17 protein-coding genes are annotated in these 16894 nt (G+C 47.5%); 6 read left to right on the top strand and 11 right to left on the bottom strand.

The genetic code is table 11. The features are described 5' to 3' along the window. Positions 1–17: 17 nt before the first annotated feature. Positions 18–2228, bottom strand: coding sequence for a ribonuclease R (gene rnr / locus SMSP2_RS01115; RefSeq protein WP_186804788.1), 2211 nt, complete (start codon positions 2226–2228; stop codon positions 18–20). Positions 2229–2453: 225 nt separating this feature from the next. Here rnr and SMSP2_RS01110 point away from each other — a divergent pair, with 225 nt between their 5' ends. Further along, on the top strand, positions 2454–3557 hold the full coding sequence (locus SMSP2_RS01110; protein ID WP_146682190.1) for a DegT/DnrJ/EryC1/StrS family aminotransferase: 1104 nt from the start codon (positions 2454–2456) through the stop codon (positions 3555–3557). Between the two features lie 90 nt (positions 3558–3647). On the opposite strand, the gene rpsI is transcribed toward SMSP2_RS01110, so the two are convergent. Both rpsI and rplM read right to left on the bottom strand, forming a co-directional pair. Beyond that, positions 3648–4025 carry a 30S ribosomal protein S9 gene (gene rpsI / locus SMSP2_RS01105; protein ID WP_237048854.1) on the bottom strand — a complete coding sequence of 126 codons (378 nt, stop codon included), beginning with the start codon at positions 4023–4025 and terminating at the stop codon, positions 3648–3650. Positions 4026–4166: 141 nt separating this feature from the next. Continuing rightward, positions 4167–4595 (bottom strand): 50S ribosomal protein L13, encoded by a 429-nt coding sequence (gene rplM, locus SMSP2_RS01100; protein WP_146682188.1) that lies wholly within the window; start codon positions 4593–4595, stop codon positions 4167–4169. Between the two features lie 532 nt (positions 4596–5127). On the opposite strand from rplM, the gene SMSP2_RS01095 reads away from it, so the two are divergent. Next, positions 5128–6582 (top strand): bifunctional folylpolyglutamate synthase/dihydrofolate synthase, encoded by a 1455-nt coding sequence (locus SMSP2_RS01095; protein ID WP_146682187.1) that lies wholly within the window; start codon positions 5128–5130, stop codon positions 6580–6582. 235 nt (positions 6583–6817) lie between these two features. Then, positions 6818–7717, top strand: coding sequence for a hypothetical protein (locus tag SMSP2_RS01090; protein WP_146682186.1), 900 nt, complete (start codon positions 6818–6820; stop codon positions 7715–7717). A gap of 198 nt (positions 7718–7915) precedes the next feature. Here the strand turns inward: SMSP2_RS01090 and SMSP2_RS01085 are convergent, their stop codons facing one another. Both SMSP2_RS01085 and SMSP2_RS01080 read right to left on the bottom strand, forming a co-directional pair. Then, complete coding sequence (locus tag SMSP2_RS01085) at positions 7916–8593, bottom strand: NAD(P)H-hydrate epimerase (RefSeq protein ID WP_146682185.1); 678 nt, start codon at positions 8591–8593, stop codon at positions 7916–7918. A gap of 48 nt (positions 8594–8641) precedes the next feature. Further along, positions 8642–9424, bottom strand: coding sequence for a uracil-DNA glycosylase (locus SMSP2_RS01080; RefSeq protein ID WP_146682184.1), 783 nt, complete (start codon positions 9422–9424; stop codon positions 8642–8644). A 328-nt stretch (positions 9425–9752) separates the two neighbouring features. Between SMSP2_RS01080 and SMSP2_RS01075 the strand changes: the two genes are divergently transcribed. After that, entirely contained in the window at positions 9753–10673 is a 921-nt protein-coding gene (locus tag SMSP2_RS01075; RefSeq protein WP_222566382.1) for a mechanosensitive ion channel family protein, read from the top strand. A 95-nt stretch (positions 10674–10768) separates the two neighbouring features. After that, positions 10769–11764 carry a DUF481 domain-containing protein gene (locus SMSP2_RS01070; protein ID WP_146682183.1) on the top strand — a complete coding sequence of 332 codons (996 nt, stop codon included), beginning with the start codon at positions 10769–10771 and terminating at the stop codon, positions 11762–11764. Between the two features lie 84 nt (positions 11765–11848). Here the strand turns inward: SMSP2_RS01070 and proB are convergent, their stop codons facing one another. The 6 genes from proB to SMSP2_RS01040 all read right to left on the bottom strand — a co-directional run bounded on the left by proB (position 11849) and on the right by SMSP2_RS01040 (position 16046). After that, positions 11849–12949 (bottom strand): glutamate 5-kinase, encoded by a 1101-nt coding sequence (gene proB / locus SMSP2_RS01065; protein WP_146682182.1) that lies wholly within the window; start codon positions 12947–12949, stop codon positions 11849–11851. A gap of 17 nt (positions 12950–12966) precedes the next feature. Further along, positions 12967–14262 carry a glutamate-5-semialdehyde dehydrogenase gene (locus SMSP2_RS01060; RefSeq protein ID WP_146682181.1) on the bottom strand — a complete coding sequence of 432 codons (1296 nt, stop codon included), beginning with the start codon at positions 14260–14262 and terminating at the stop codon, positions 12967–12969. 91 nt (positions 14263–14353) lie between these two features. Beyond that, positions 14354–15010, bottom strand: coding sequence for a LysM peptidoglycan-binding domain-containing protein (locus tag SMSP2_RS01055; protein WP_146682180.1), 657 nt, complete (start codon positions 15008–15010; stop codon positions 14354–14356). A gap of 3 nt (positions 15011–15013) precedes the next feature. After that, positions 15014–15295 (bottom strand): cupin domain-containing protein, encoded by a 282-nt coding sequence (locus tag SMSP2_RS01050; RefSeq protein WP_146684785.1) that lies wholly within the window; start codon positions 15293–15295, stop codon positions 15014–15016. 248 nt (positions 15296–15543) lie between these two features. Beyond that, positions 15544–15810 carry a Txe/YoeB family addiction module toxin gene (locus tag SMSP2_RS01045; protein ID WP_146682179.1) on the bottom strand — a complete coding sequence of 89 codons (267 nt, stop codon included), beginning with the start codon at positions 15808–15810 and terminating at the stop codon, positions 15544–15546. Continuing rightward, entirely contained in the window at positions 15804–16046 is a 243-nt protein-coding gene (locus SMSP2_RS01040) for a type II toxin-antitoxin system Phd/YefM family antitoxin (protein ID WP_146682178.1), read from the bottom strand. The genes SMSP2_RS01045 and SMSP2_RS01040 overlap by 7 nt, the downstream gene beginning before the upstream one ends. A 480-nt stretch (positions 16047–16526) precedes the next feature. Between SMSP2_RS01040 and SMSP2_RS01035 the strand changes: the two genes are divergently transcribed. Continuing rightward, positions 16527–16712, top strand: a complete 186-nt coding sequence (locus SMSP2_RS01035; RefSeq protein WP_146682177.1) for a hypothetical protein — start codon at positions 16527–16529, stop codon at positions 16710–16712. Positions 16713–16894 lie beyond the last annotated feature (182 nt).

Here is a 16894-nt window from a genome sequence, read left to right as displayed (position 1 = left end):
TGTTGATTTAATCTTGATTAGCGGCGTCTGCGTTTTTTGCCGGAGCCGCCCTTACCTTTGGCTTTACGCACTGATTTTGTCATTGATTTGCGGTTTACCAGCGGCTCAACCGGAGCCAGATCAAGCTGTTTGCCGGGGACATTGACCGATACAACCTTTGCTTTGAGCGCTGTGCCAAGCGATATGTGCTTGCCGGTGAATTTGCCGATAAGCGATTGGATTGACTGCTCATAATGCCACTGTTCGTTGCCGAGCAGCTCAACCTTAATGAAGCCCTCGATCCCGTATTTCATGCACCGGGCAAAGATCCCGCTGCGGGTTACACCGGAAACAACACATTTAAGCACAGAGCCGATACGCTCGCTGAGCATAGTCAGTATAAGCGTCTTTATAAGATCCCGCTCTGCGCTTTCAGCGTTGTTTTCGGTCTCGCCGAGATGCTCTCCAAGAGCTATCAGATCATCTTCGTTGGGGATATCCGTGTTTTTACCGCCTTTTTTGAGCCGCCCTTCGAGATATTCCTGCAGGAGACGGTGGATGGTCAAATCGGCGTATCTTCGTATGGGACTCGTAAAATGGGTATAATGCTCAGATGCAAGGGCATAATGCCCAACCTTAAGCGGGGAGTATTCGGCACGTGTAAAATTGCGAAGAACAAAGTTGTTAATCGCGTATTCGCTGTTGGTGCCCTTCACCTTAGAGAGCAGAGCCTGCAGCGCGAAACGGTCAAGTTTTTTAGGAACCTTGATACCGAAAACACGTGTAAAGCTCGAAATATCCCGCATTCCAAACACGTCCGGAGCCGGGTGGATTCGCCTGATTGCGGGCACATTCAGTTGATGCATCAAACGTGCAACAGCCTCGTTGGCCTCTACCATGAACATCTCGATTATTGTATGGGGGTATGAATCGTCTGCCGGCTCGGCATCGACGACCTTGCCGTTGTCGTCCATGATAAGCTCTGTCTCGGGCAGGTCCAGATGCAGCATACCCTGGCGCCGGCGGCGTTTTTCGATTATTCTGGCAAGGGAATTCATTTCCTTCATCAGCTCCAGAACCTCCTTCGGGAAATCACTGCGGCCCTGGAGAATTTCATTTGCCTCTTTGTATGTCAGTCTGTAAAAGGAATTTATAACACTGTTGGCAAATCTGGCATCAACGACATTCCCGTCGCCGTCGTATGTGATATATGCACTTTTAACAAAACGGGGCTGTTTGGGCTGAAGCGAGCAGATACCGTTGCTGAGCACCTCCGGCAGCATCGGGATAACCTTTCCCGGAAGATAAACGCTGTTGCCGCGTTCTTTTGCCTCGACATCAAGCTGTGAATCCGGAGTAACAAACCGGCTCACATCGGCAATATGCACGCCCAGAACCTTGCGGCCCTTATCGTCCTGTTCGAGTGAGATAGCATCATCAAAATCACGGGCATCATGCGGGTCGATGGTGATTATAATCTTGTTGGAGATATCTTCCGCACCGTCGGCGGGGTCCGCTTCGCCCTGCTTGAAATATCTTTGCGAAATATCTTCGGCCTCGTTAATACATTGTTCTGGGAAATCACCCGGCAGCTCATACTGCCCGATAACCGCGGCAAGCTCTGTATCATAAAGTCCCGGTTTGCCGAGAACTTCGAGTATTACCCCCCTTGCAGGAGCCGTTTCCGTGGGAAATTCCATGACGCTTACAAGTACCTTGTCGCCTTCTTTGGCGCCTTTGGCTCCAACATCATCGACTATGACATAATCGCCGAGCGGGTTGCCGTCGAGCATCACAGCCCAGAAACTTTTTTTCTTTTTCAACACGCCCACAAATCTTTCACGGGCCCGCTTCTTGACTTCAATCACCCTGCCGTCGTAGCTGTCGGGGCCGTGGCCGCGGCTCTTCTTGACCCGGGCAACAACAGTGTCGCCGTCAACTGCACCATTGACGAATTCTTCTGGAATATAAACATCTCCGCCGCGGTATTTTATATCAGGTATAACGAATCCGAACCTGCGTCTGTTAGAGCGGTAGCGGCCGGTTACCTTTGAAGGCATCGTCGGCAGTTTGACAAGTCCTTTGCCGGTAACGACTAAGCGGCCTTCTTCTACAAGCTGATTTACCGCTGAGTCAAATTCCGCCTCATCTTCTGCCTTGATGTAGCCGGCAAGCTCGGCCTTGTTTACAGGCACGTACTTGCTGTTTGATATAACCCGAATGATTTCTGCCTTATAGACCTTATCCATAATGTTCTCCGAATACATTTTATATGTTTTATGCTTTGTTAAGTTATATCAGAAATCTTCTTAACTGGCAACTGTAGATTTGATTTATTCAACCACCGGGAAATTCTAAAAATATATTTCATTTCCTGCTCATAGGTTTATACTATCATAAAGACTGACAGGCAGCCGGCCGCACCGGCTTGATGATTTTTTAGAAAATGAAGTTTAAATAAGATTGGAACAAATATGCAGGTACCGTTACTTGATTTAAAAAAACAATTCGCCCGGCTCGAAGACGAGATAATGCCGGCAATTACCGGGGTTTGCCGAATGCAGGCGTGCTGCCTGGGACCGGCGGTAGCGAAATTTGAAGAGGAAATCGCCGATTACTGCCACTGCAAACACGCAATCGGCGTATCGAGCGGCAGTGATGCTATTATCGCGGCTTTGATGGCGCTTGGAATTGGCCCGGGCGATGAGGTTATAATCCCATCGTTTACCTTTGTTGCTACATCGGGAGCCGTTGCAAGGGTCGGGGCGACACCGGTTTTCGCAGACATAGAAGCCTGCACATTTAACATAAGCCCTGTAGAGATAGAGGCTAAGATTACAGAGAAGACAAAGGCTATTATACCGGTACACCTGTTCGGGCAGATCGCCAACATGGAGCCGATAATGGATATCGCCCGAAAAAACAATATATATGTCATCGAAGACGCGGCACAGAGTATCGGTGCGGCACGAAACGGCATTAAGGCCGGCAACTTCGGTGATTGCGGCTGCTTCTCATTCTACCCAACCAAAAACCTGGGAGCATTCGGAGACGGCGGGCTTATAACGACAAACGACGACAATCTCGCTAAAATGATAAGAATGGTCAGAAACCACGGCCAGAACGCCACTTACCAATACCAGGTCATTGGCGGCAATTTCCGCCTCGACGGGATACAGGGGGCAGTTCTGGGCGTAAAACTCAGATACCTCTCAAGCTGGCATGAGGCAAGACGTGAAAACGCCGCCGCGTACAGCCGCGCCCTTGCCGGCGTCGGCGACATCACGATACCCCATATCGACGACGTTAATTACAGCATTTTCAATCAATACACAATACGCAGCGAAAAACGCGATGAGCTAAAGGCGCATCTCCAGGAAAACCAGATCGGCTGCGGCGTTTACTATCCCGAACCGCTGCACACCCAGCAGTGCTTCAAACATCTCGGTCTCAAAGAAGATGACCTGCCCGTAACCGCTAAGGCGTGCAGAGAAGTCCTCTCTCTGCCGATTTCACCCGAGCTTGAAGAAGACCAGCGAGATTTTGTAATACAGAAGATAAAAGACTTCTACGCGTAACTCAAGCCTTAGCATATTGTTAACGAAAAAAAAGCCGCAGTTGGCGAAAACCAATTGCGGCTTTTTGAATATCTGTAAAACAGAGGTAAATTAACGCTTTGAGAACTGGAAGCGCCTTCTTGCACCCCTCTGACCAGGTTTCTTACGCTCTTTCATGCGTCCGTCACGGGTCATGAGGTTCAATTCACGAAGCGGCCTTTCCAGCGATTCATCAAAATTGCTAAGCGCTCTGGCAATACCCAGAAGTGCCGCACCGGCCTGACCGGTGGTGCCGCCGCCCTTAACGTTTATGACAACGTCAAATCTGCTGTCCGCTTCGGTTGCCTTGAGCGGAGCAAGAACCTGGTTCTGGTCCTTGAGCAGGGGGAAATACTCTTTAAGCTCTTTCCTATTTATAATTAGCTTACCTGTTCCCGGCTTGATACGCACACGTGCCACAGAGCTTTTACGCCTGCCGACACCGCAGATATATCCGCCCCTGTCAGGTTTTTGTTTTTTTGTCTTGGCTGCCGGTGCCGCTGTCAGGGATATTGCCCCTGGCACAGTAGCCGGGTCGATTAAAGGAGTGTTAGCTTGTTCCAATTCTGCCATCTAATTCACCTTTTATAATTAAAGTTCAAACTTTTCTGGTTGCTGAGCGACATGGTCATGCTCGGCTCCGCTGTAAATCTTTAGCTTTTTGAACATTGCCCTGCCAAGTTTATTCTTGGGAAGCATTCTTCTAACAGCAAGCTCTACAAGCATTTCCGGTTTTTTCTCAAGCAGCTCTTCATAGGAGACATACTTATGACCGCCTGGATAGCGGGTGTAATAGTCATAATACTTCTGTTGAAGTTTGTTGCCGGAGAGCTTTACCTTATCAGCGTTAACAACCACAACATAATCGCCTGTATCAACATGAGGCGTGTACTGAGGCTTGTTTTTGCCCATAAGAATTGGCGCAACCGCTGCAGCGAGACGGCCCAGTGCCGCGCCTTCCGCATCGATCAGCAGCCATTTCTGCTCTACCTGACCTGTTTTTGCCATATAAGTCTTCATTACGTATATACTCCCGAGTTTTAGAGTAAATTCTGTTATATTATGATAAAGAGAGGCAATTATAAAATCCGCACCCCTGTTGTCAAGAATGTATTTGAAAAAACTACATTCTATTTGAAAAAAAATTGAAAAAGTACAAATAACCAGAAAACAGAATCAGCAATACTTATTTAACCATAAGGCAAGCTAATGCTGTTCCGGCCGCAGCAAAATAGTTCAAATCGATATAAACTTGCTGAAAAAAAGGAATTATGTAGATATAACGGCAAAGAGAACCTGCTAAAACGTACGTACATTATCCTTTAAGATTGACAAAAAGGCAAAAACACCGTATAATATTTCGTTTTATGATATAGGGTAGCCTTAGAATCTTACTGTTAATTCTTTTAAACGGGCTATCCGTTTCTGCAATTATTTTATAATTTTAAGTAAAGTGGCAAAAAAGACAACTAAAAAAACCGTAGCAAAGAAGAAAACTTCCAAAGCTGACAAATCGTCTGCCCCAGCAAGCAAAAAGACGACTAAAAAGCCGGTGAAGAAAACAACTGCTAAAAAGACGGCAACAAAAAAGGCTTCAGCAAAAAAAACTGCGGCCCCGAAGAAAAACAAGACCCTCGCTGATTTTCAGAAGGTCAGGCCTTTCAATAACTACGACAAGGCCCTGAACTATCTGTTTTCAGTAACGGACTACGAGCGCGCAAGACACATGCGGTATAATGTCGATACGTTTGATCTTGAGCGTATGAGCAAGCTCTTGGAGCTTCTTGGAAACCCGCACAAGGGCAAAAAGTTTATTCACGTAGCCGGCACCAAAGGCAAAGGCTCCACAGCGACACTGCTGGCACGGCTTCTTCAGGCAAACGGCTTTAAAGTCGGACTTTACACATCACCCCACCTGCTGAGCCTGCATGAGAGGATAGAGTTCAACTCCCGCCGCATAGACCAGAATGAGCTTTCGGAGATGATCAACAAGTCGCGGCCTGTGGTCGAATATATGGAACATGTGGGCATGAAACCCACCTTTTTCGAGATATTCACCGCTCTTGCAATACTGTATTTTGACCAGATGGGCGCTGATATATCGGTACTTGAAACCGGTCTGGGCGGCCGTCTCGATGCTACAAACGTGGTAGATCCGCTGGTTTCGATCATAACCCGCATCAGTATAGACCATCAGTACCAGCTGGGCAGGACAATTGACAAAATCGCATACGAAAAAGCCGGAATTATAAAACCAGGCGTCCCTGTTGTAACCGTTGAACAGGAAGAAGCCGCGCTGCAGGTAATAAGCGAAGTCGCAGAGAAAAAAGGCTCTCCGCTCTGGGTAATCAATAAAAATGTCAATTTTTCCGCGCGTGTTGAGTCTTCGCCGGAATACGGCCCTCATGCACGGATTTGCGTGGACACAGAGACCAGTATGTACCACCACATACGGGTACCGCTGCCGGGAGAGCACCAGGCGGAAAACCTGGCTTTGGCGCTGGCGGCTATTGACCAGCTTAAACGCATGGAATACGAGATAGACGATGAAAAGATTATCGAGGGTATAGAGACGGTCTCGCTGCCGGGCAGGATGGAGCTGATCTGGAACGATCCGAAGGTGCTTATTGACGTGGCACACAACGCCGCGAGCATCAAAGCGCTGATACGGGCAGTCGGCCAGCATGTGCCGTATGATTCGATGGTGATGATCTTCGGATGCAACCGGGACAAAGACGTCGTTGGGATGCTCAAAGAGCTGCAATACGGCGCGGATAAGCTGATTTTCACACGCAGCAATTTCCCGAAAGCCGTCTCTCCGACTGACCTGGCAGAGCTTTATACAGAGCATACCGGCAAGATGTGCCAGACCGCTACGAGTCTCGGCGAAGCGCTGCAAATCGCCAGAAGAGCGGTAAATAGAGACGATTTAATCTGCATAACGGGCAGTTTTTACCTCGCCGGACAGGCAAAAGAAAGGTTCATAAAAGCCGCTCAAAGGGCTTAAAAACGCGTTTTTATGTGATTTTGTGGTGATTTTGAGTTTTTTTTGGAATTTTAAAAAAAATCTTGCTTGAAATTGCCTATCCGCCGTTGTAGAATACCAGCAATGGTAAATGTAGATTTGCGTTAAGTGTATAGCTTAAACTTAAATATAAAAATATGGATACTGTAGTTTTGTCCCGCGTGTGCGGGGCAAGTTTCAAGGAATACTTATTGGGTAATTTCGAAAGGGTAATTTAATGAAGAAATTAACACTATTAATCGCCATGATCGGCATGACGGCTGGTGCTTTCGCCATGGATGAAGTGGGCGTCACATTAGATGCTACATACATGAGCAAGTACCTGTGGAACGGCTATGACATTTATGATGACAAGGGCGCATACGAAGTTGGCGTAATGATGGATTTCGGTGAAACCGGATTCTACGGCGGCGTCAGCTACATCAACGCTCTCTCATCGGGTAATGTTTATGCCGGTCCGATGGCTACAGGTGGTATGCCTGCTTACAACCTGGCAGAGTTCGACTATAAGCTCGGCTACAAGTCAGTTGTTCTTGAAGGCGAAGCACTGGAATCAACCTATGACCTGAAATACGTTTACCACGACCTCGGCGACTGGCCGAGCGGCTGGGGCGCTCCTGACGAATGTGATTTCCAGGAAGTTTCAATCTATGTTGAGATGCCGAATCTTGACCTTGCAGGTATCAAGCCTCACTTCTCTGTCCTCTATACATGGGACGGATTTGATGGCGGAACTAAAGATACTTTCACCGGATACTACGGTGCTATCGGCACCGGCTGGATCTCAGCAGTTGGTCTCAGCTATGACCTCGTAACAGACGGCTTCACAGCTGAAAACCCGGAACAGGTATTCACATTTGTTGGCGACGTTGTTTACAGCAGCAGTGTTGCTGATTTCAACTCAACAACTCTGGGTTCTCAGGAAAGTGGTTGGACACACTTCGTTGTTGGCTGCCAGACAGACTTCAACATGTTCAACGGCGTTCTGACACCTGGTGTTTACTACCAGACTGCATTCTCCGGTTCAAGGCAGGATCTCAAACCAAGCTTTGGAGCTGGTGATTCTCTGATCGACAACGATCTTTATGCAACAGTAACATACTCACTGTCATTCTAAGACATTGAGAATTTAAGACCTATACTACAGTAGATTCAAAGGCCGAAACCTCGTGGTTTCGGCCTTTTTCGTAGGTCGGGCTTCCAGCCCGACACTTGATGGTAAGAGTACACGCTTCAGCGTGCTTGTTTTCTTTTAAGCATCTACAGGCTAAAGCCTGAACTCTTGCGGCGGTCTCCAACAGGCTGGAAGCCTGTTCTACTTTACGCCGATTGAACCGATGTAGAGCCTGCCGGTATATTTCGCGGCGCACGGCTCGAGAAATCCCTTTTTACAGCCCACAAAGCTAACTGTCTCCGCCGCCGTTACAGCAGCCCCAAGCGGCTCTCCCGTATCGCAGTTAAGCCCGGAAGGTATATCGACCGAGAGTATCGGCTTCTCTGCCGCGTTTATGTGCTCAATTATCCGCGGCCAGGGCTCGCGAAGACTGCCGGAAAGCCCCGTCCCGAAAATTGCATCTATAACCAGCTCCGCCCCGCTAATCTCCTGCAGGCCCACTTTTGCCGCACTTTCGGCGGATTTAACATCAATACTGGCGCCCAGCCGCTCCAGAAGTGTATAATTGGCTTTTGCGTCGGGTGTTAACTTATCTGTGTCCCCAATTAGAATTGTCAGACATTCAACTCCCCTGTTCATCAACTGACGGGCTATCACAAAACCATCGCCGGCGTTATTGCCTGTTCCCGCAACCACAACTGCTTTTTTGAGAGATGGATACATTGATTCTACCACCTCGGTGCAGCCAAGGGCGGCGTTTTCCATCAAAACAAGCGAACATATCCCCAGCTCATCAATCGCCCAGCGGTCAAAATCCTTAGATTCCTGCCGCGTTACTGTCTTATGCTTTTGCGGGTTATATAACTCTGCTATCGGCATATTAACTCCTTACTGAGAATTAAGAATTAGGAATTAAGAATTAGGAATTTACCTTTCTTTTTTTGGCAGTTCGAGGCCCAGCTCTTTTACGACCTTAAGCATGTCGTCCCAGACGCGTCTTCGGTTGTCAACTGTATATGCCCTGAGCAGATATGACGGGTGGTATGTCGGCATAACCTTTATGGTCTTTGCCCCCGGTGAGGGCGTATAGTCATGAAACCTGCCGCGGAGTTTGCCGATGCCTTCGTCTGTCCCAAGCAGCTCACGGGCGGCATGGCTGCCAAGCGCCACAATCACATCAGGGGATATCAGCTCGAGTTGGCGGTCAAGGAAAGGCCGGCAGGCGTTTTTCTCGCCTATGAGCGGATCCCTGTTTTCCGGCGGCCTGCATTTAATGGTATTACAGATAAACACATCGTTGCGTGAGAGCCCCATCGCAGTGATTATATTCGTGAGCATCTTGCCGGCACGGCCAACGAACGGCCTGCCGGTTTTATCCTCATCTTGGCCCGGTGCCTCGCCGACAAAGACCAGACGTGCATTCGGGCTGCCCTCACCCGGGACGGGATTGAGCCGGCTGGAACCAAGCTCGCATTTGCGGCATTGATTCACCATTGACGCTATCTGCTCAAGACTGGCGGCTGCCGAAACATCATCTAAGAATTCCGAAATTGCGGCCGGATCAGATGTTTTCGTCTCTGGTTGCGGTGTAATTTCAGCTCTGAGACTGCGGAAATCCAGCTCGGGGCCCAATATCCCGAAATCTCCGGTAAAAAAACTGTCGATCTCGAGATGCTGTTTTGCTATTTCTTTTAAGTCTATATCTGCCATAAGATACAGTTTATCAATTACCGCATCATAAGCAATAAATAAAAACCAAAGCCTCGCTTCGCTCGTTGTCCCGCATTTTTCAAAGAACAGCGAACAATAATGCCGCCAGAATTGGACATTTATATAAAAATACGCAAGAATCAGCTGCCTAAAAAAATACAGAAACTCAAGCACCGCTGTCGCAAGGTTTTGTGAAACCGATAATTAAACCACAAATAGATGCCGCAAATGCTCGATTCTGAATTTTTAGCTTGTTTTGAGTAAATAAGAACTTATTATATAGATACTGTATTTATACATTTATAATTTTTTTGAAAGGAACTTGATTATGGTTCAGTCATTAATTTCCAGACTTATCGCCACTGCTGAAGAAACAGCCGCCAAGGCCTCAGAAGCAGTCGAAGCGGCAGCTCCGGCAGCAGAATCTTCCGGAACATCAGCCCAGGGTATAATGGAAAAAGTGCAGGCGCTTTTTGTTGTTTACGGCTTAAAACTCCTGGCCGCTATTGCCATATATATCATAGGTAAGATGGTAGTAAAGGTGCTCTGCGCAATAGTTGAAAAAATGATGGTCAAAGCAAACGTTGATACGACGCTGGCTAAATTTACAAGGCATATCATGTATTTCGGCCTTATGATATGTGTAATCATCGCCGCGTTGCAAATGCTCGGCGTGCCGACGGCTCAGTTTGTGGTTGTACTTGGTGCTGCCGGCCTGGCTATTGGTTTTGCTCTGCAGGGCTCGCTATCCAATTTCGCCTCGGGCATCCTTATAATGATCTTCAAGCCGTTTAAGGCCGGAGACTATGTAGAAATAGCCAACCAGGGCGGCACGGTCGTTGAGGTACAGCTTTTCAACACGGTCATAAACACTCCTGACAATGTACGTGTAGTCGTTCCAAACGGCGGTATAACATCGAATAACATCAAAAACTATACAGCAAACGGCCAGCGGCGTCTTGACATGGTCTTTGGCATCTCATACAGTGACGATATTCAGAAGGCCCGCGAAATCATCACCGAAGTCATCAATTCAGATGATCGCGTACTCGAATCGCCTGCTCCAACAATAGCCGTAAGCGAGCTTGCAGACAGCAGTGTAAACTTTGTTGTGCGTCCGTGGGCAACTGTAGCGGATTACTGGGGACTGTATTTCGATATGCAGGAAAAGATCAAAACCGCTCTGGAAGCAGGCGGCTGCACAATTCCGTTCCCGCAGCATGATGTTCATATGATTCAGGAAAAATAACCATTCGTAACTCTCTACAGTTTTAAATTCAGCAATACTCATAAGGGCCGGACCCCCGGCCCTTTTTTATCAGAAATAATTAACAGGAATTTAGTATGAAAAAAATTGCATTTATCTCTCTAAGTGTACTTTGTGCCGCAGTTTGGGCTGATGTTATCGTAATGAATAACGGCGACAAAATCACCGGAGACGTAACCTCTATGGAAAACGGCAGCATTACCATAGCAACCGAGATGTTCGGCGAGGTAAAGGCTGATATGGCCAATGTCGATACATTCAGCATCGAAAGCGATCAGCCTGTCCACCTGAAAGACGGCTCGATAATCAAAGGCAAGCTCACAAAATCAGATGATTCAACCGTTACCATAACCGGTGATACCGTCAGCAGTCAAATAAGCGCCGGCGACATAGCCGCAATCAATCCCGCTCCGCCGGAGCCGGTTAGGTGGAAAGGTCGTGTTTACGGCAGCGCATCAGTCGAAAACGGAAACACCCAAAGTGAAACCTACGGCGGCGGGGCACATCTGAGCCGCAGAGGCGAGGACGACAGAATAACCCTCTCCGGCGACTATGCTCGCAGCAAGGATTATGATGTGGTAACCGAACACTGGTGGGATACCAGGGCAAAATATGACTACTTTATCAGCAAAAAAACCTATGTTTTCGGCGAAGGCCGCTATGAAAAAGACGCGATGGCCAATCTTGACCGTCGAACCATAATCGGCGGCGGTCTTGGGCATCAGTTTATAGAAACCCCTGAAATGAACTTCAACGTTGAGGCCGGTCTTGCCAGTATGCATGAATCGTATGAAAATCCCAGCACATCCGACTCAAGGCTCAGTGCACAAGCCGGATATCATTTCGATAAACAGCTTATGGATAATCTTATGTTTATAAGTGAGCTGACCTACTACCCCTCAACAGAGCAGGTTTCAGATTACTATCTGACATCCTTTGCCGAGCTAAGGCTCAAAATAAACAGCCGGATGTTCACAAATTACAAGTTTATATTTGATTATGACGCAACCCCATCCCAGGGCAATACCAGCACAGACACTAAGCATATTCTTGGTGTCGGCGTTGACTTCTAAACAGCTCAGATAAAGAATAAAATCAACTTCCTCTGCGGGGCTGTCTTTGCGGCAGCTCCGCGGTGGATGATTCCCTTGTACCCGCTAAATCTCAAGAAGCACAATATCTTCCGGCACGGCAACTACGGATTTACGATGGTCGCCGAGAATGTCGCGTATCTCGCTGCTATGGCAACCGGCAAGTCTCTTGAGCTCGTCACTGCTCAAGGCGGTAACCGCTTTGGCGCAGTCTGAGAGCATCACGACCGAGCCCGCATCAAATAGCCCCTTAACAGCTTTTATCCCGCTGGGAAGCAGGCTTTTATTGTTTGAGATTGCTTTTACCGCCCCTTCGTCAAGCTCAATCACGCCGGCAGGATCTGTGTTGAGAATCCACCTTAAACGGCTGGAAAGCTTGCGCTTAGGCAGAAAGAGCGTGCCTATCACTTCGCCTCTGACAATCCGGTTGATGACATTTTCCAGCCGCCCGTGAGCCAGAACTATCCGGCATCCGGCATCAGAGGCAATTCTGGCGGCCTTTATCTTTGTCGCCATGCCGCCTGTAGAGTGCATACTGCCGTTCTTGCCGGCGGCTTTGACTATATCATCGGTTATTTCCGTTACAAGCTCAAGTGCGGCGGCGTCTTTATGCTCTTTTGGGTCTTTGTCATAAAACGCGTCTATGTCGCTGAGTATTATCAGCAGGTCGGCTCCGATTTTCGCCGCGACTCTCGCTGAAAGGGTGTCATTATCGCCGAATACCTTGCCGATCTCGTCCGTACTGACGCAGTCATTCTCGTTTATTACCGGCACGACATCCAGCTCAAGCAGCGTGTCGATGGCGTTGCGCAAATTAAGATAGGAGCTTCTGTTATTCAATACGTCGGTTGTAACCAACACCTGTGCGATATTGACATTGTAAGCCGAAAAGGCCTTCTCGTATTCGTGCATCAGCAGCGGCTGGCCAACCGCGGCAAAAGCCTGCCTTCTTTTTGTTCCGGTAACCCTGCCGACATAGCCGAGCCGGCCGGCACCCATCCCGATAGCACCGGAGCTTACAAGAAGCACCTGGCGTTTGTCATCGAGAAGCGCCTTAATCTGCCGGGCCAGTAAAAGCACATACTCTGAATCAATCGCGTTGTCCTTGCTCAGGGTATTTGTGCCAACCTTTATTACTATACGCCGTGATTTTGAGAAGTTCCGCATAAATTACTACACGACAATCAGATATCGCAATTCTTTTCTAAATTCTTATGTGTAAAACTTTTGTTTCCGCCTGCGTACTCAGCCACAGTCTGGCCCGAGCCGATCAATTTCCACTTGTAAATCAACAGCCCTTCCAGACCTACCGGGCCGCGGGCGTGTATCTTGTTTGTACTGATGCCGACCTCCGCGCCAAGGCCGTAGCGGAATCCGTCGCTGAAACGCGTACTTGCGTTCCAGAAAACATTACCCGAGTCTGCAAGTGCCATGAATTGCGATGCGGTGTCACGGTTTTTAGTAACAATTGCCTCTGTATGGCCGGAGCCGTATGTATTTATATGCTCGATCGCCTCTGTAAGGGAATCGACTATCTTCACAGAAATAATGTTGTCGAGATATTCGGTTTTCCAGTCAATCTCCGCCGCCGGCTCCGCACTGATTATGCCGCGAGTCTTTTCGCAACCCTTTATCACCGCGTCATTAGCGTCCATACGCTCTTTGAATTTCGGCAGAAAATCCGCCGCGACGGCCGCATGAACCAGCAGCGTCTCCGCCGCGTTGCATACTGCCGCGTACTGGCACTTGGAATCTACAGCTATATTAACAGCCATATCAATATCCGCCTCGCTGTCGATGTAAACATGGCATATCCCGTCGGCGTGGCCAAGTACCGGAATACTGGTATTCTGCATAATGTAGCGTACAAACTCGTTTGAGCCGCGGGGAACTATAAGATCAATGCAGTCTTCCAGCTTGAGCATTGCCGCGACATCATCACGTGTTTCCATAAGGCCGATCCAGCCATCGGGCATACCCGCTTTGTCGGCGGCTTCTGCGATAATATCGGCCAGGATACGGTTTGTATTCGCCGCTTCACTGCCGCCCTTGAGCAGGACGGAGTTGCCGCTTTTGAGGCACAGCGTAGATATCTGTACCAGCGCATCAGGACGGGATTCAAAGATGATGCCGATAACCCCGATAGGGCATGTAACTCTGTACAGCTCAAGCCCATTGTCCAGCTCAGTAGCTTTCTGGGTAACGCCGACAGGCTCCTCAAGAGATATAAGGCTTTTTATCCCGTCGCAAACGCCTTTTATTTTCGCCTCATCAAACTTAAGCCGTTTAAGCAGGGGCTTCTCCAGATCATTTTTCTGAGCGTTTTGCAGGTCAATACTGTTTGCTTCTATAATGTCAGCCTTACGGCTATCGAGCATCTGGGCGATGTATTCCAAAGCCAGATTTTTCTTTTCTCCGCTCTGAGCAGCCAAAGCGATAGATGCCTTTTTTGCCCGTTGTGCAAGTTCCTTCATGTTCATAAATTATTTTCTTACAAGTAACAGAATAAAGTGTTTGTAATTGTTTTTCTAAGATTGATTTACCGGTTTGTAGAAAGCAATACACTTGAAGTTACGGAATCAACAGCTTCTGGCCTATTTGCAGCTTTGACGGATCTTTTATATTGTTGGCTTTCTGTATTTCCTGCCAGCGGTTTGGCGTTCCGTAGTATGCCCTTGAGATAGAGCTGAGATTTTCTCCGCTTTCAACGACATGTATTACCTGGCCCTTTGCGGGCAGTGTAGTCTTGACTGTTTTTTCAGCCTTCTGTTCTGGATCGTCTTGTTTCTCTGCCGGTTTAGCGGCTACTTCTGTCTGCTCGACAGGTTCCGGCATCTCCTCTGGCTGCTCTTTTAGCCCGCTGGATTCAACCCTGCCTAAAGAAGCGGCAATTTCAGAAATTGTAGCTGGTTTCGGTTTTTCAGCCTCTGCGGCCGGCTCGTTTTCCGGCGGCGTTTGAGTTTCTGCCGGCTCGGCAACGGGCCGGCTCTCCGGTTTTTGCTGAGGGCGAACTTTCGAAAGCGCATCTGTTTGTATCGCGGCGGTTCGGACAGGCTCAGAGCCTCTCTCATCAAGGACAACACCGGGGATTTCATCAGGCGGAGCAGTTGCCGTATTCTCACCGGCAGAGGGAGACTGTTCATCCTCTGAATTGATGCTTACCAATATAAACACAGCGGCAAGAACAATAAACGCTATTAAAAAACCTGTTTTGAATGCTTTGCTCATAACTTATTCCCTTATCATAATCAGCAGCATCTTAAAACGCTCGTCCGCGTCAACAGAATGCGGAATATTTGAAGGCATTATAAGAAGCTCGCCGGCAGAGGCCTCAACCGCTTTGCCGTCAATGTTGAAGCGGCCCTTTCCATCGACTACCTGCACTACGGCATCATAAGGCGATGTGTGCTCGCTCAAACGCTGGCCGGCATCGAAGGCAAACAGCGTTAAATTACCTATAGTCTTATCCAGTATGGTTTTACTAACGACCGAATCATCAGAATAATCGATCATTTCATTCAGATTTTGAGCCTTAGACAGGCAGCTTTGAAGTATTTTTGTTGTTTTCTTTTTTTCCGGCACGGTTAATCCTCGAACTGTTGTTATTGTTTCATTATAAATCAGTGCTGTTCAATTTAAACAGAAAACTCAATATTTATCAAGCTCCATTTGGAATCATTGCCTCCCCTGCGAAAACACATAACATAAAAACATCAATATCAATGCTTTATAATAAAAGTAGATTTAGCCCTTTTGACCCTTCATTCATAATGTGACCACATTCGAAGTATTTTGACCACCCTTTCTTCTTCGTTGATACTGTAAACCAATCTGTGCTGGATATTTATCCTGCGCGAATAACAGCCGGTGAGATTGCCCACGAGTTTCTCATACGGAGGTGGGGATTGAAATGGGTCGTGTTCCAGGATATCAAGGAGTTTCTCCGCGTTGGAACGAAAGCCCGATGATGAAAGTTTTCTGGAATCCTTTCGTGCCCTGGAGGTAAAAACAACTTTCCATCCTACCATCCCGGATCCTCGGAGCACTCTTCTATGGGCGTGTTCATGCCCTCGATAATGCTCTCTGTCATCCCCGGGATCGACTGGAGGTAGAGAGTTTCCTGTATCGCCGACCAATCCTGCTCGGAGATTAAAACTCCGCCTCCCCGTTTACTGGTAATATGTACGGGTTCATGCGATTGCTGCAGCTGATCAAGAAGATTATATAGTTCTTTACGAGCGTTTGTTACAGTTATAGATGTCATTAAAATATTCCTTGACTTAAAACGTACGGTTTAACGTACATAAAGTACGCCGAAATGTCAAGAAAAAAAATCTATTCCGGAGTTTATTCGAAACAAAAAAGCCCGGGTACTTCTTCTGTAAGATTTTATAAGCCAGATAATTAAATCATAAATAAATTCCACACACTAAGTTTTTAAAATTTTTAATTTTTACTTGACAAACTTCTAACTATCTCCTAATATGAATTTGTAAACAGAAACGAGTTTTAATTATGAGCAAACTAAAACTAACAATATAAACCCGAACGCCAGGAAGAGTTAATCTCTTCTTAGCATTCGGGTTTTTTATTTGCAAGGACGGCATATTATAAAATGCATGTTGCTGAAAAAATATTGGAAACAGTTAAACCGACACAGGAGCGAAGTCTTCGGTGTCGGTTTTTTTTCGTGCCGGCTTAGCGGCCGGGTAACATATTATTACTCTTAATCGTGAGGTAAGAAATGGACGCATTAGAAATGAAGGTTACCAACAGCCTGAAAAAAACGGGCTGGTGCACCGAAGTAAAGGATGGTGATGAGATGATAGGCTACCGTCCCCGCACTAAGAAAATGATCTACGGGAACCTGTTTCATTTATGTCACGACCATGAGATCGACATCATTCTGCATCACAACTTTAGCGAGTAACGCTATTATCAATTTTTTATCCTGATTTCCGGGATCCAAAGGCGGCGTCAAACGGCACCGCCTTTTTTTTGTATCTGTCTTTCAGAAAGACACTTAACCCACCGAGGCACCTGCTTTTGAAGATATTTCTCTAAAACACAGGATTAAACCGCGATAAACTGCAACACAAGAGAGGGCTTGTG

Source organism: Limihaloglobus sulfuriphilus (assembly GCF_001999965.1).
Taxonomy (GTDB): Bacteria; Planctomycetota; Phycisphaerae; order Sedimentisphaerales; family Sedimentisphaeraceae; genus Limihaloglobus; species Limihaloglobus sulfuriphilus.
The sequence above is the reverse complement of the archived record's forward strand: the minus strand, read 5'-3'. Positions and strand labels throughout refer to the sequence as shown.

Coding starts and splice junctions, on each gene's coding strand:
- SMSP2_RS01075 (WP_222566382.1), top strand. CDS start 9,753: ATGGTTCAGTCATTAATTTCCAGACTTATCGCCACTGCTGAAGAAACA.
- SMSP2_RS01045 (WP_146682179.1), bottom strand. CDS start 15,810: ATGGTAGGATGGAAAGTTGTTTTTACCTCCAGGGCACGAAAGGATTCC.
- SMSP2_RS01070 (WP_146682183.1), top strand. CDS start 10,769: ATGAAAAAAATTGCATTTATCTCTCTAAGTGTACTTTGTGCCGCAGTT.
- SMSP2_RS01050 (WP_146684785.1), bottom strand. CDS start 15,295: ATGATCGATTATTCTGATGATTCGGTCGTTAGTAAAACCATACTGGAT.
- SMSP2_RS01035 (WP_146682177.1), top strand. CDS start 16,527: ATGGACGCATTAGAAATGAAGGTTACCAACAGCCTGAAAAAAACGGGC.
- SMSP2_RS01080 (WP_146682184.1), bottom strand. CDS start 9,424: ATGGCAGATATAGACTTAAAAGAAATAGCAAAACAGCATCTCGAGATC.
- SMSP2_RS01090 (WP_146682186.1), top strand. CDS start 6,818: ATGAAGAAATTAACACTATTAATCGCCATGATCGGCATGACGGCTGGT.
- rplM (WP_146682188.1), bottom strand. CDS start 4,595: ATGAAGACTTATATGGCAAAAACAGGTCAGGTAGAGCAGAAATGGCTG.
- proB (WP_146682182.1), bottom strand. CDS start 12,949: ATGCGGAACTTCTCAAAATCACGGCGTATAGTAATAAAGGTTGGCACA.
- SMSP2_RS01085 (WP_146682185.1), bottom strand. CDS start 8,593: ATGCCGATAGCAGAGTTATATAACCCGCAAAAGCATAAGACAGTAACG.
- SMSP2_RS01040 (WP_146682178.1), bottom strand. CDS start 16,046: ATGACATCTATAACTGTAACAAACGCTCGTAAAGAACTATATAATCTT.
- rnr (WP_186804788.1), bottom strand. CDS start 2,228: ATGGATAAGGTCTATAAGGCAGAAATCATTCGGGTTATATCAAACAGC.
- SMSP2_RS01055 (WP_146682180.1), bottom strand. CDS start 15,010: ATGAGCAAAGCATTCAAAACAGGTTTTTTAATAGCGTTTATTGTTCTT.
- SMSP2_RS01060 (WP_146682181.1), bottom strand. CDS start 14,262: ATGAACATGAAGGAACTTGCACAACGGGCAAAAAAGGCATCTATCGCT.
- SMSP2_RS01110 (WP_146682190.1), top strand. CDS start 2,454: ATGCAGGTACCGTTACTTGATTTAAAAAAACAATTCGCCCGGCTCGAA.